Raw genomic sequence first — 14128 nt, forward strand, 5'->3', positions numbered from 1 at the left:
GACATGTCTCAATCTCAACAAGACGACTACCTATCAGTTGAAGAACTACTGGCGATCCAAAAGGAAGACACCCGTGAGATCATCAACGCTTTGCTTGAAGACGGTAGTGAGCCGGATGCTCTGTACACGATTGAACACCACCTTTTTTCTGAAGACTTTGCAACGCTTGAGAAAGCGGCAGTAGATGCGTTTAAGTTGGGCTTTGAAGTACTCGAAGCTGAAGAAGTTGAAGACGAAGATGGCACTAAGCTGATGTGCTTTGATGCTTCTGCTGAGTGTGCACTTGACCCAGAGCTAATTGATGCTCAAGTCGAGCAGCTTGTAAACCTCGCTGAGAAGTACGACATCATTTACGATGGCTGGGGTACTTTCTACGAAGGCGAAGATGCCCTGTACGATGAAGAAGATGAGGAAGGCGAAGAGTAATTCGACCTTGTCTGAGAAAGCCAGCATGTATGCTGGCTTTTTTTGTTTTCAAGAGTGCTGCATCGATAGATCGATCTTGATGGGTTATATAAATCAGACATGATTGTCGCTATACTGGCCCGAATTTTTTGATCTAAATCATTTTATCTATGCAGTTACCTTTATCAGGCCCTTGGCAAATCTCACCTCTGACGGATCTTTCCATTCCTCAAGCTGACCTGTTTTTTCCGGCCGCTTTTAGCCAAGTATTGCCTGACACTGTGTCAGAACAGTCCATCTTGGAACAGGAATGGCACCTTATGCATGACTTTTTGCTTGAAGAGTCTCAATTGGCTTTCCCATGTATAGACATCGTCTTTCAAGACATTGCTCATTACGCTGAAGTTCGAGTCAATGGGGTGGCCGCACTTGATTGTGATGGCAGCAAAGCTCGAGACAGTAAAAATGTGCGTGGGCTATTGCAAGCGGGTGGCAATCGCATTGAGATTTTGTTCTTGGAGCAAGATGATGACTGGTTACTAGAGGAAGAAGAGGCACCTAGTTGTGCACTAACCAAAGCGCCTGCGTCGTCAGATAAGCTAGGAATATGGCAGCAGCCGTACTTGCAATTGATCCGTCATGCTAAATTGACTCAGGTGACCACAGAACAGATTTGGCATCACGGCGGAGGATGTGAGTTTAAAGTGGATCTTTTCTTTGAGACGTTTCAACCTGGCCTAGTTTCCGCCAGCGTTAGTTTCGATGGTCGAACTTACCAACTGCCTCTGGACATGCGTTCAAATCAGACCTCAGCGTTGTTCCAAATTGAAGCACCTTTAGTTGACGTAGAAGGGGCATACCAACTTGATGTGCACTTGGATGGGCAACATTTTTCTATCCCTATTACGCTCGATACCGAGCTGTGTGCACGCCATTTTCCGATTGACTGAATGTAACACCAGACTAATTTTCCTACGCACAGCACATTAAAGTGCAAAAAACACACAAATTTAAGCAATTACTTGCATGTGAAGTGGACGTTAAAGTAATGTTTTAGCTTAAAAATAAAACAACGATTACTTTTTAAACGTCAGGGAAATTAAACAATGGAAAAGGTTAAACATCAGGTGAAGTTTCATGGCCGAGGAATGGAGTTCTTTGGTATATGGATCGTCAACATTCTTCTATCAATCGTCACGTTGGGAATATACTCAGCGTGGGCGAAAGTGCGAACCAATCGCTACTTTTATGGTAATACCTCGATTGGTGGTGATAGCTTCGACTACCATGCTAAACCGATGCAAATACTCAAAGGGCGTTTGATTGCGCTTGTCTTAGTTCTTATCTGGTCAGTATCCAACGCTTTTTTTCCTCTTTTTGCCGCCGTGCTACTGATCATCTTTTACTTAGCAGTGCCTTGGTTGCTGTGGAGTAATGCTCGCTTTGACGCTGCAATGACCAGCTTTCGCAATGTTAGATTTTCTTTCGATGCTAAGTTGTCGGGAGCCTATAAAGCGATGATGGGTCGAGGTATCGCAGCCTTGGTCGTGGCGATCATTTATATGGCGGTTGTCGGTATGCTTGCTTCTCAATCTGTTGCCTTAGTAATAGGCTTAAGTTTGCTGGCACTGCCACTTTTTATTGGCTTATATGCCTGGATCATGGCAGGGATGAATCGTTATTTTGTTAACGGTTACCGCTTTGGTGACTGGTCATTTTCCGCCACGATTGAAACTCGCTTTTACTTAGTCACTTACCTTAAAGCTTTGGCAATGGGAGTGGTGGTCTTAGCCATCATTGCTGGAGGGCTATTTGCCACTTTCGCTTCTGGAGTAAGCTTGGATGAGCTTCTCAATGGTAATTTCCGAGCAATGGAAGCCGTAATGCCAGTGATGTTCGGCCTGATTTATGCGAGTTTCTTTGTGGTCATACTGGCACTGTCAGCTTATGTGACCTGTTGTGTGCGCAATTACACCTTTGCCCAATTGGCTCTGTCGCAGAGCGAAGAAGCAGAAGCCCCATCGTTTGATTTTGAGTCGACGTTTGGTGTTACTAGTTATGTTTGGCTAGTGGTGTCTAACTTCCTGTTGCAAGTAGTCACTTTAGGTTTAGGGACGGCTTGGGCTAAGGTAAGAGCAGCCAATTATGTGGCCGAAAATACCCAGGTGCGGGGCGAACTTGAATTGTTGGCTGCGCTAGACCAAGACTCGAATGTCAAATCGGCTGTAACCGATGAAATTGCTCAAGCCTTTGATTTGAGCACTGGGATTGGTTAATGCACATTTCTGGTATTGCCTATGCGCCTCGCAGCTCAGTTCGCTGCGAGGCGCAGTTGGATCTTTCCGTCGATAAGTATGTTTATTTGAACATAGATAGCGGCACACAAAGCTGTGAGAGCGCAGAGCTACAAATCTCTCAATCGGTTGGGAATCTGCCGATTAGGATCACTTTTCCTAATGGCTGGACCTTTGTTGCTTCTCGTACCGAAGCGCTTGACGCTTGGTTGAAAAATAATGGTCAGTCTAGCCGTGTTGATAAGCTGGAGAGAAACTGGTCTGCATGGCTGGTGGGTAGTGTGGTCACATTACTGGTGCTGTTTGCCAGTTATACTTATCTTCTGCCTTGGGTTAGCTTTCAGGTGGCGAAGTCTTTGCCACCGACCTTGGTTAGCACTTTGCAATCTGAGGTCATCAATACCTTAGATGAGCAATCTTTTCAGCCCTCTAAGCTTCCAGCCAGCCAGCAACAAGCGATCCGAGCACGAGCACAACAATACATAGCTAAGCTTGATCCTTTGCCTTACCCGATTCAAATAGAATTTCGTTCTTCAAAACTCGGGGCAAATGCCTTCGCCTTGCCGGGAGGTATGATTATTCTGCTTGATGAGCTGGTGAATATGGCTGAAAACGATCAGCAACTCGATAGCATCATCTTGCATGAAGTGGGTCATGTGTATCACCGTCACATGACGACTCGATTGGTTCACTCGAGTATTTTGTCGGTGAGCTTTGCCTTACTTACAGGGGAAAGTACTGGTATTGTCGATAACCTTGCAGGTATTGCGTTGTTTATTCTTGCTAATGGTGAGTCACGACAAGCAGAGCGTGAAGCAGATCTCTACGCCAAACAAGCGATGATCGAGATATACGGTTCAAGTCAGGCAATGGCAGAGATGTTTGTGCAGTTGCAACAGCATAATCAGACATCAATGCCTAAGTGGTTGTCGAGCCACCCAGACATTGAGCAGAGGATAAGTGCAGCATCGTCCTCTTATTAGTGGGCTGCAACCCAGTGACGGTTAACCTGGTGTTTACTTTGCCAAACACGCTCATGCCAGTAATAAGCAAAGGTATTAATACTAGGCTCTAGCATTGCCATGATGCCACCAATCAATGGGTTGCCTGAAAGCACCCAAACAACACTGAATGCGACAGTAAAATGCACGATGGCGAAACTAGCGGTTTTGAGCTTGACGTTGCTGCTGTTTTTCCACGCTTTTTCATGGAAATAGAAAGCTAACGTATTGATGGCTGGCTCTGTAACGGCAATCAAGCTGCTAAGTAGGATATCGCCCGTCAGTGCATAAGCCACGATAGAAGCGATAGTAAAGTGAACGCTGGCAAAACTGATGGTCTTAATCATAATTTAGCTACCTGTGTTATTGGGTGTAGCTTTATTATTGATAATTATTCTCATTAGTTGAAATGGGTTATCTCGATTATTTTGATAGTTTTTAGCTATTGGTTATCGCCATTCTCCTTTTTCCACTTTAGTAAGCCGCGATTAAATATCTCAACCAGCGCTAAGCTGTTGGCGTTTACTCTAGGAAAGAGTAGGTAATTTGAATTGGAGAGAAACGGCGTTGGGTGGTGAGTGATCTGGTCTCTTAGATCTGGCGCTTGTTGTTCCAGTGTGTAGTAGCCAATGTGTCGCTCCTCGGGAAAGAGGTCGATGCGGTGCAAAGCTAAGCGTTTCAGGTTCTGAATAGGTTGCTTGACCCTATCCATGGTGACTTGCTCACTTTCAATAAGATGGTTGAGTTGATCGCCGTAGCTGTATCCAATGCCTCCACCTAAGTGCATTCCAATAATGTCTTCCATGACTTTCCAATCAAAGGCTTGATCGATGTGGTGGAAGAAAACAAACTCTTCTTTGCTTACCGGAGCGCTGTAGTAAAAATCGATTGTGCGCTTGTGATCGAACATCCATATTGCTGTTGCGTCGTATTTACCGAGTTTGGCATCTTGGTAGAGCCTTGCCCAAGGACGAAATACAAATTCCACTTCATACCCTTCATTAGCGAAGGACTCGCGTAAAATTTTAGCGACAAAGCCTTGTTCTGGGAGGTCTTGACCTATGAATGGTGGCCATTCACCAGCCCCAATGGTAATCGTATGCTCATCGGCGTTAGAAAAATGAGGTAGTAAAGTAAGGCTAAATACAAATAGCAGTGCAGAGATGTATTTTTTCACGGCCACTCCCAAAGCTGGTGGTACTTTTTTAATCCTAGCCGAGATATATCAGTATTTCCTGAAATGGTTGCGCAGACAATAAAAAAGGCAGCGAAATCGCTGCCTTTTGAGTGTGTTAGCTTAATAGATTAAAGCGCTGCAATCGTCGCTTTTTGCTCTTCTAGCTTCACTAGTGTCTCTTTGTAGCCTTCAAGCTTCTCACGCTCTTTAGCTACAACCGCTTCAGGTGCTTTCGCCACGAAACCTTCGTTACCTAGCTTGCCTTCGATGCGCTTGATCTCACCGTGAGTCTTCTTGATTTCGCCATCTAGACGAGCAAGCTCAGCGTCTTTGTCGATAAGCCCCGCCATTGGGATCATCAGCTCAGACTTGGCTACAAGTGCGGTTGCACATGCTGGAGTCTCTTCGTCAGCCGCAAGAACACGTACGCTTTCTAGCTTGGCTAGAGAAACCAGTACTTGCTTGTTCGCTTCTAGGCGAGCGGCATCTTCTTCGTTGGCTGCTTTTAGCATCACTTCCAGAGGTTTACCTGGGTTGATGTCGTACTCAGCACGTAGGTTACGGATGCTAGAGATGAATGCTTTCACCCACTCGATGTCATCAAGTGCTTGCTGGTTGAAGTTTGCTTCGTCGTACTGAGGAAGCGCTTGAAGCATGATGGTATCGCCTTCAACACCATCCACTAGCGGCTTGATGCTCTGCCAGATAGTCTCAGTGATGTATGGGATCACTGGGTGAGCTAGACGCAGAGTCTTCTCAAGTACTGTGATTAGCGTACGACGAGTACCACGTTGCTGTGCTTCGTTGCCTTTCCATAGAACTGGCTTAGTTAGCTCTAGGTACCAGTCACAGAATTGGTTCCAGATGAACTCGTAGATAGTGTTCGCTGCCATGTCTAGACGGTAGTTGTCTAGGTGAGCGTTGAACTCTTTTGCTGCTAGTTCAAACTGAGACTCGATCCACTTATCTGCTAGTGAGTATTCAACTTCACCTTCACCGAAGCCACAATCTTGCTCTTCAGTGTTCATCAGTACGTAGCGGCTTGCGTTCCATAGCTTGTTACAGAAGTTACGGTAGCCCTCTAGACGCTTCATATCCCAGTTGATGTCACGGCCTGTAGAAGCCATTGCAGCAAGGGTGAAACGCAGTGCGTCAGTACCGTATGGTTCGATGCCGTTTTCGAAAGTCTTACGAGTGTTCTTCTCGATCTTCTTCGCCAGCTGCGGCTGCATCATGTTGCCAGTACGCTTTTCAACTAGAGATTCTAGGTCGATACCATCGATCATATCGATTGGGTCAAGTACGTTACCCTTAGACTTAGACATCTTGTCGCCGTTTTCGTCACGGATAAGGCCCGTTACGTAAACTGTCTTGAATGGTACTTGTGGTTTGCCATTCTCATCTTTACAGAAGTGCATGGTCATCATGATCATGCGAGCAACCCAGAAGAAGATGATGTCGAAACCTGTTACTAGTACGTCTGATGGGTGGAACGTCTTCAGATCTTCAGTGTTTTCTGGCCAGCCTTGAGTACCGAAAGTCCATAGCGCAGAAGAGAACCAAGTATCCAGTACGTCATCGTCTTGGCGAAGAACCACGACTGGCGCTAGGTTGTTGTTAGCACGAACTTCTTCTTCAGTGCGACCTACGTATACGTTGCCGTCGTTGTCGTACCATGCTGGGATACGGTGACCCCACCAAAGCTGACGAGAGATACACCAGTCTTGGATATCACGCATCCAAGAGAAGTACATGTTTTCGTATTGCTTAGGAACGAACTGGATCTCACCATCTTCAACCGCTTTGGTTGCCGTTTCTGCTAGTGGAGCAGTACGTACGTACCACTGGTCCGTTAGCATTGGCTCGATAACTACGCCACCACGGTCACCGTAAGGTACGGTTAGGTCGTGATCTTTGATCTCATCAAGAAGACCTAGCTCTTTAAACTTAGCCACAATCGCTTTACGAGCTGCAAAGCGCTCTAGACCTTGGAATTCCGCTGGAAGCTCAGTTGAGTATGCATCGCTTGGCTCACCGTTAGTACAGAATACTTCTGCTGCATCACGGATGTTGGCATCGAAAGTCAGGATGTTGATCATTGGTAGCTTACAACGCTTACCAACTTCGTAGTCATTGAAGTCGTGCGCAGGGGTGATCTTCACACAACCTGTGCCTTTTTCCATGTCTGCGTGCTCGTCACCCACGATAGGGATACGGCGATCAACTAGCGGAAGGATTAGCTCTTTACCGATCAGATCTTTATAACGTGGGTCTTCTGGGTTTACCGCAACACCAGTGTCACCAAGCATGGTTTCTGGACGAGTGGTCGCAACAACGATGTAATCTTTGCCTTCAGCTGTCTGAGCACCATCTGCTAGCGGGTAACGGAAGTGCCACATGTGGCCTTTTTTATCTTTGTTCTCTACTTCTAGATCAGAGATCGCAGTATGTAGTTTTGGATCCCAGTTAACTAGACGCTTACCACGGTAGATAAGATCTTCTTCGTAGAGACGAACGAAAACTTCTTGTACAGCGTTAGATAGGCCGTCATCCATAGTGAATCGCTCACGATCCCAGTCTACTGATGCACCTAGGCGACGCAGCTGCTTAGTGATAGTGCCGCCAGATTCGCCTTTCCATTCCCAGATCTTGTCGATGAAAGCGTCACGACCATAATCGTTCTTAGTTTTGCCTTCTTCTGCTGCAATCTTACGCTCAACAACCATCTGCGTTGCGATACCCGCATGGTCAGTACCCACCTGCCAAAGGGTGTTTTTGCCCTTCATACGCTCAGCACGGATAAGCGTATCCATGATGGTGTCCTGGAATGCGTGGCCCATGTGCAGGCTACCAGTGACGTTCGGTGGCGGGATCATGATTGAGTATGATTCTTTAGTCGTGTCACCGTGTGGCTTAAAGTAGCCTTTCTCTTCCCAAGCCTGATACAGAGCTTGTTCGATTGATGTTGGGTTGTATGTCTTTTCCATAGCGCTCTTAATGGATACCGATTGTTCGTTTGCAATTAAACTCTATACGTAAAGCACAAGGCTTACGTATAGAGTTTAGTGAGTCTTTTCAATTTCGATGGTTTGCAATTCAAACCCTGATTGACGGTAAATTTTATACCTTTCACGGGCGAGTTGCTTCGCTTTTTCATCGCAAGGCACGAAGTCTACCACTTGTTGGAATGTTCGGGCAAAATTTGTCTGATCGTTAGCCAAATTGATAACAAGTTGGCGATGCCAACTTGGTTTGAGACCAGAGTGACCCACTTCAATTGGTGTGCCTCCCTTCGGCCCTTCCCCAAGTAGGTTGTGAGCGATAAATTGCTCAGGTTCGACTTGCCATAAACATTCTGCAAGTGCTTCTGCTTGCGATTTGTTATGGGCGTTGAGATAAACTTTAGCGCCTTGCTTAGCAAAATGCTGAGCAAGGAATACCGCATACGCAAGAAAACCTGTTTCAGTGGCTTGCTCGCTATCCGGGTTAACAATGTAAAAGGTTGCTATTGCCATCGCTTCTCACCCCATATAAAAGAAAAGGGCCTTGCGGCCCTTTTCGAAAGTTTTGAAGATTACTCTTCGGTCTCTTGGCCACTGCGGTTCAAAAGGAACTGGACTAGCATTGAGACAGGACGGCCCGTTGAGCCTTTGTTTGCTCCACCAGATACCCAAGCTGTGCCTGCAATATCAAGGTGCGCCCAGTGGTATTTCTTCGCAAAGCGAGATAGGAAGCACGCAGCAGTAATAGTACCTGCTGACTTACCGCCTAGGTTGCTCATATCGGCAAATGGGCTAGACAGCTGCTCTTGGTACTCTTCACCCATAGGTAGACGCCAAGCACGGTCACCCGCTTGCTCAGATGCATTTACCAGTTCGTGCGCAAGTGGGTTGTGGTTGCCCATAACACCGCTGATGTGATGGCCAAGTGCTACAACACATGCACCGGTTAGAGTTGCAACGTCAACCACACACTCTGGCTCGTAACGCTCAACATAAGTTAGAGCATCACATAGCACAAGTCGGCCCTCTGCATCAGTATTAAGTACTTCAACAGTTTGACCTGACATAGTCGTTAGGATGTCACCTGGGCGGTAAGCATTGCTGCCTGGCATGTTTTCACAGCCAGCTAGAATACCGACGACGTTGACTGGCAGGTTAAGCTTAGCCAGTGCCTTCATGGTACCGAATACGGATGCCGCACCACACATGTCGTATTTCATCTCATCCATGCCTGCGCCTGGTTTTAGAGAAATACCACCTGAATCGAAGGTAAGGCCTTTACCTACCAGTACGATTGGTTTGGTGTCTGGGTCTGGAGCACCTTTGTACTCAATGACTGACATCATAGATTCATTGTGAGAACCACGACCTACCGCTAGGTAAGAAGTCATGCCCAGTTTTTCCATCTCTTGCTCGCCAATGATCTTGGTCGTTACCGTCTCGTACTCATCGGCTAGGCGACGAGCTTGAGAAGCAAGGTAAGCTGGGTTAGCAACGTTTGGCGGCATGTTGCCTAGGTCTTTACTTGCTTTGACACCTGATGCTACGGCAAGGCCATGTGCAATCGCTTTTTCGCCAATGTTTAGCTCACGACGAGTTGGTACGTTAAATACTAACTTGCGAAGTGGGCGGCGAGTTTCAGGCTTAGTGCTCTTGAATTGGTCAAAGGTGTATAGGCCATCTTTGGTAGATTCAACCGCTTGGCGAACTTTCCAGTAAGTATCTCGGCCTTTTACGTGAAGTTCAGTAAGGAAACATACTGCTTCCATAGAGCCGGTTTCGTTCAGCGTGCTGATGGTTTTTTGGATAATTTCTTTATATTGACGCTCGCCTAGCTCACGCTCTTTACCACAACCTACCAGTAGAACACGCTCAGACAGTACGCCAGGTACTTGATGCAGAAGCAGCATTTGACCTGGTTTACCTTCTAAGTCACCGCGTCGTAGTAGTGAACTGATGTAACCGTCGCTAATTTTATCTAGCTGCTCGGCTACCGGAGAAAGGCGGCGCGGTTCGAAAACACCCACAACGATACATGCGCTGCGCTGCTTCTCAGGGCTGCCACTTTTTACACTGAACTCCATGCGTACTCCTACATCCTGAAGACAAACTAAACTAAATGTTAGATAATGCCCGCTTATTTTGCGTATTCACGTTGAAACTTAGTGATGCATTCGCTGGCTAACATTTAGTCAAAAACTAAAAAATAAAAGATTCAACGAGAAATTATAGTGATTCAATTAAAAAAACAAGTTTTCTATAGGTATTTCCCGCGTGATTATTGTTAGATATTTGATCCGAGAAACACTCAAGGCTCAAATTTCGGTCTTTTTGGTGCTGTTTTTGATCTTTGTGAGCCAAAAATTCATCGCAGTGCTTGCAGACGCATCAGATGGTGATATTCCATCTGGTCTCATTTTGACCTTAGTTGGCTTAAATATGCCGACGATGGCCATGCTGATGCTACCGTTAAGCCTCTATATAGGTATTTTAGTCACTTTTGGCCGATTGTACGCTGAAAGTGAAATCACAGTGATGAATGCCACCGGGATCGGAAACAAGTTTTTGATCCGTGCAGCGATGTATTTGGCCATTATTACTGGGGCTGTCGCAGGATTTAACTCTTTGTGGCTCGCTCCGTGGAGCCAGGCTCAAACGGCGCAGGTTTACCAAGATGTTGCGACAGATAACACCATTGAGCTGCTGCAAAAAGGGCAATTTCAACGCTCGCCTGATGGACGAGCGGTAGTGTTTATCGATGATATCGACAAGAAAGAGTTGAAGAACGTTTTTATCGCTCAATTAACACCGCAAGATTCGATTCGTCCAAGTGTGATGTTTGCCAAATCCGGTACTACCCATGAATTGTCCGATGGCCGCCAAATTTTAAAGCTACAAGATGGTAAGCGATACGAAGGCATACCCACTCGTTTGGATTACATGGTGACTGACTATCAGGAGTATGAAGCCTTGATTGGTCAAAAGCAGGGGCAAGCACCAGATTTAGGTTGGATGGCGAAGCCGACAATAGAGTTGCTTGGTGATGACAGCCGCTATGCGCAAGCAGAACTGCAGTGGCGGATATCATTGGTGATTTGTATTCCACTGTTAACCATGATCGTTATCCCGCTTTCAGCGGTTAACCCTCGCCAAGGTCGATTTGCAAAAATGGCCCCAGCGGTACTGATATATTTGACCTACTTCTTGCTACTTAGTACCTGCCAGTCGGCAATGCAGGCGGGAAGCTTGCCAACCTATATCGGCATGTGGGCGTTGAATGGAGGCACACTGTTAGTGGGAATAGCGATAAACAGTATCGATAGTCTTTGGTTCCGTCGATTGAAAGACAAGTACAGAAGAAAGGCGGCGTAATTCATGTTTAAGATCTTAGATATTTATATCGGAAGGACGATTGTCGCCACGACCAGCCTATGTTTAATCACTCTGGTCGGTCTATCTGCCATCGTTAAGTACGTAGAGCAGCTTAAGTCCGTGGGCAGAGGGGCGTATACAGCGCTCACGGCATTTTACTTTACAGCACTATCGATTCCTCGTGATATTGAATTGTTTTTCCCGATGGCGGTTTTGCTTGGTGCATTGATAGGTCTTGGGATGCTGGCAACGAGCTCAGAGCTGGTGGTCATGCAAGCTGCGGGCTTTTCTAAACTCGATATCGGTCTTTCGGTGCTTAAAACAGCCATTCCGATCATGGTGCTCGTCATGATGCTCGGAGAGTGGGGTGCACCAACATCTCAAAAGCTCGCTCGAGAGATCCGCTCATTTGCCGTATCAGGGGGGAGTATCGTGTCTGTGCGGTCGAGTATTTGGGCCAAAGACGGAAATGATTATATCTTCATTGGGCGTGCAGATGGTGAGCACCTAAACGCTATTAACGTGTGGGAGTTTGACGATAACAATCAGCTTCAACGCACTATTGCCGCAGAAAAGGCTAATTACTTAGGCGATAAAGACTGGCTTGCAGAAAATGTCGTTGAGACTGTGTTTGAAGATGAACAAGCGGTGAGACGTATCGACCACGACCAAGTCACGTGGCAAAGCAGTATTTCTCCTGACAAATTGCAAGTGGTGACGGTACAGCCGTCTGAATTAGCCCTTAGTGACTTATACAGTTATGTAGAGTATCTGAGGGATTCGAAACAAGACCCATCTCGTTATGAGCTCGCCTTTTGGCGTAAAGCCACCCAACCCGTCACTGTAGCCGTGATGATGTTTGTGGCTATGTCATTTGTTTTTGGTCCGCTTAGAAGCACCACGATGGGAGCTAGGATCTTATCGGGTGTGGTTGCAGGCTTTGGCTTTTATATCATTGCCGAGACTTTTGCTAACGCAAGCTTGCTGTATAAGTTGCCAGCTCCGGTAGGGGCATTGGTTCCAAGTGTTGCTTTCATGCTGATAGCCATCTTGATGATGAGGCGAAAGCTATAACCTAGAGAATAAAAAAAGGAGGCGTTGCCTCCTTTTTTTATTAATTAGCATTAATTAGCTTTTGGCAGAACCACCATCTTAGTTTTTGCCCACATGTCTTGAAAGCTACGTTTTTCTGGGTCAAAAGGCACAGCCAGATTCCCAAGACCAAATACAGAAGTCGCAACACGAATCAATGCTTGAGTAATCGTAATGCGTCCACCCTCATGGTTGGTTAGGTGTAAGCGCCATGCACGCATTCCGAGAGTTTGTCCTGCTTTAGTCCAAAAGAAGACAAAAAATCCAACCCAAACCGCCGCAAGGTAGAAGGTGTAAAGAGGGCTTATTACTGGGTGATTAGAAAGCATGTCACTTGCGTCGATGTAGCCACCGTAACTTAACAGCCCAACGCCGTTTAGGGCGAACATTGCTGCGATAACGATACCGCCAGCCATCATTTCAATTGCTAAGATAATCAGCGCATCATAGCCAAGGGCGCCAAGACGGCGAAATAGACCCGCAGGAGGGTATTGCATACTAGTATCCAGATTATTCGTTGAATGAACGACAGAATATCTACCTGCCGACGGGTCGCAAGTGACAAAGCTCACACTGTGGTACTGGCAACAAAAAAATTAGCGCTTTGTACAGATATTCTTCTGTTGAGTGTAACCATCATTACATACCCAGCCATCGCCCTTGGAGTTAAGCGATGCATTTTGAGGAATGGCGATTGCGATACAGCGATAGCGGTCGCGTTTATAACCTCGGCGGCATTCCCAGTCATCACCCGTAAAGTTTAAGAACGCATTGGCGGGCACATAGATTTGCATACAGCGATTGCCTTTCTTTTTATAGCCCGTTTGGCAGGTCCAATCATTGCCCTTATCATTTAACACTCCTTTAGCAGGGAGTTTTAGGGTGACACAGCGGTCACCTGACTTGATAAAGCCCCTCAAGCACTCCCAACTATCGAGTGACTCAGACAACTTTGCATTATTCGGCACATCGACCGTATAGCGAATTTTGACTTTGAGGCCACTATAGCCTGCTGGAAGCCTCGTATTCTTCGGCATATATTGTTGCAGTTCTTTGTAGAGTTCGGCATCAGCCATATTGGCTTGTTCAAGGCCATAGTCACGAGAAAACTGCTGTAATGCTTGACGGGTTTTTTGCCCCATCTTGCCATCGGCTGCACCGGGAGCATAGCCAAGCTCTAGTAACATGAACTGCAGATTGTCGACTTCGAAAACAGGCTGTGTTGACATTTCTGCCTTTGGTTTGTCAGTCAGCGGTGGTGTTGTTACGGGCGGAGGGGCTGTAACATCGGGGATATTAGGTTTATCTGGACGCACATCTATTGGGCTTGGGAGCTCAACAGGAGATAAATCTCGTACTGAGTTTGGCAATAAGCCAGTGAAGGCAAGTACACCGACAGTGAAAACCGCGATAGAAAACAGCACAAATAGCCAGTAGCACACGGACTTAATCGTGTGCCAAGTACTAAAACTATTGCGACTTTGAGTGTATGAAAACTCTCCAAAATCCAGTTTGTTAGAGGTGTTTTTGGCCATAATCCATCATTGGGTGGTCTGCGATATCCTTTCTTTTATGGCAGTCTAAGCGGGTAAACCCAGTGAATACACCAATTTATCGACAAAACTTGCCCTGTATCCAATTTAAGACGTATTTGGTTCAAGCTTCATGTGGCGAAACGATTTAGTGGTGAATATTGATAACCAGATCTCACCTCACCAAGCTGAACGCTGAAATAATCACCAAACAGATGGTTTTTAAGGATTTAGCCCTTGCGCCACCTTAAGG

Annotated in this window: 13 protein-coding genes; 6 read left to right on the forward strand and 7 right to left on the reverse strand. The window is 46.3% G+C overall.

Features of this window, described 5'->3' with window-relative positions:
* Positions 1–3 precede the first annotated feature (3 nt).
* The 4 genes from rraB to J4N39_RS01655 all read left to right on the forward strand — a co-directional run bounded on the left by rraB (position 4) and on the right by J4N39_RS01655 (position 3682).
* The gene (gene rraB, locus J4N39_RS01640) at positions 4–426 is read left to right on the forward strand and encodes a ribonuclease E inhibitor RraB (RefSeq protein ID WP_252021378.1); all 423 of its coding nucleotides are present in this window, start codon (positions 4–6) and stop codon (positions 424–426) included.
* A 149-nt stretch (positions 427–575) separates the two neighbouring features.
* Positions 576–1355: a glycosyl hydrolase 2 galactose-binding domain-containing protein gene (locus tag J4N39_RS01645; RefSeq protein WP_252021379.1), complete on the forward strand. Its 780-nt coding sequence runs from the start codon at positions 576–578 to the stop codon at positions 1353–1355.
* Positions 1356–1511: 156 nt separating this feature from the next.
* Positions 1512–2681 carry a YjgN family protein gene (locus tag J4N39_RS01650; RefSeq protein WP_252021380.1) on the forward strand — a complete coding sequence of 390 codons (1170 nt, stop codon included), beginning with the start codon at positions 1512–1514 and terminating at the stop codon, positions 2679–2681.
* Positions 2681–3682, forward strand: a complete 1002-nt coding sequence (locus J4N39_RS01655) for a M48 family metallopeptidase (RefSeq protein WP_252021381.1) — start codon at positions 2681–2683, stop codon at positions 3680–3682. The genes J4N39_RS01650 and J4N39_RS01655 overlap by 1 nt, the downstream gene beginning before the upstream one ends.
* Here the strand turns inward: J4N39_RS01655 and J4N39_RS01660 are convergent.
* The 5 genes from J4N39_RS01660 to pepA all read right to left on the reverse strand — a co-directional run bounded on the left by J4N39_RS01660 (position 3679) and on the right by pepA (position 9963).
* The gene (locus J4N39_RS01660) at positions 3679–4047 is read right to left on the reverse strand and encodes a DUF2061 domain-containing protein (RefSeq protein WP_252021382.1); all 369 of its coding nucleotides are present in this window, start codon (positions 4045–4047) and stop codon (positions 3679–3681) included. The genes J4N39_RS01655 and J4N39_RS01660 overlap by 4 nt on opposite strands.
* A gap of 95 nt (positions 4048–4142) precedes the next feature.
* Positions 4143–4877 carry a substrate-binding periplasmic protein gene (locus tag J4N39_RS01665; protein ID WP_252021383.1) on the reverse strand — a complete coding sequence of 245 codons (735 nt, stop codon included), beginning with the start codon at positions 4875–4877 and terminating at the stop codon, positions 4143–4145.
* A gap of 128 nt (positions 4878–5005) precedes the next feature.
* Complete coding sequence (locus J4N39_RS01670) at positions 5006–7864, reverse strand: valine--tRNA ligase (protein WP_252021384.1); 2859 nt, start codon at positions 7862–7864, stop codon at positions 5006–5008.
* Between the two features lie 75 nt (positions 7865–7939).
* Positions 7940–8392 carry a DNA polymerase III subunit chi gene (locus J4N39_RS01675; RefSeq protein WP_252021385.1) on the reverse strand — a complete coding sequence of 151 codons (453 nt, stop codon included), beginning with the start codon at positions 8390–8392 and terminating at the stop codon, positions 7940–7942.
* A gap of 59 nt (positions 8393–8451) precedes the next feature.
* On the reverse strand, positions 8452–9963 hold the full coding sequence (gene pepA, locus J4N39_RS01680; RefSeq protein ID WP_252021386.1) for a leucyl aminopeptidase: 1512 nt from the start codon (positions 9961–9963) through the stop codon (positions 8452–8454).
* Positions 9964–10153: 190 nt separating this feature from the next.
* Between pepA and lptF the strand changes: the two genes are divergently transcribed.
* Together lptF and lptG are read left to right on the forward strand one after the other, a co-directional pair.
* Positions 10154–11251, forward strand: a complete 1098-nt coding sequence (gene lptF, locus J4N39_RS01685; protein ID WP_252021388.1) for an LPS export ABC transporter permease LptF — start codon at positions 10154–10156, stop codon at positions 11249–11251.
* A gap of 3 nt (positions 11252–11254) precedes the next feature.
* Positions 11255–12325 carry an LPS export ABC transporter permease LptG gene (gene lptG, locus J4N39_RS01690; RefSeq protein WP_252021390.1) on the forward strand — a complete coding sequence of 357 codons (1071 nt, stop codon included), beginning with the start codon at positions 11255–11257 and terminating at the stop codon, positions 12323–12325.
* Between the two features lie 50 nt (positions 12326–12375).
* Here lptG and J4N39_RS01695 read toward each other — a convergent pair whose 3' ends face one another.
* Both J4N39_RS01695 and J4N39_RS01700 read right to left on the reverse strand, forming a co-directional pair.
* Entirely contained in the window at positions 12376–12840 is a 465-nt protein-coding gene (locus J4N39_RS01695) for an RDD family protein (RefSeq protein ID WP_252021392.1), read from the reverse strand.
* A gap of 99 nt (positions 12841–12939) precedes the next feature.
* Positions 12940–13878: a peptidoglycan-binding domain-containing protein gene (locus J4N39_RS01700; protein ID WP_252021394.1), complete on the reverse strand. Its 939-nt coding sequence runs from the start codon at positions 13876–13878 to the stop codon at positions 12940–12942.
* Positions 13879–14128 lie beyond the last annotated feature (250 nt).

This window comes from Vibrio sp. SCSIO 43136, from assembly GCF_023716565.1.
Lineage (GTDB): Bacteria > Pseudomonadota > Gammaproteobacteria > Enterobacterales > Vibrionaceae > Vibrio.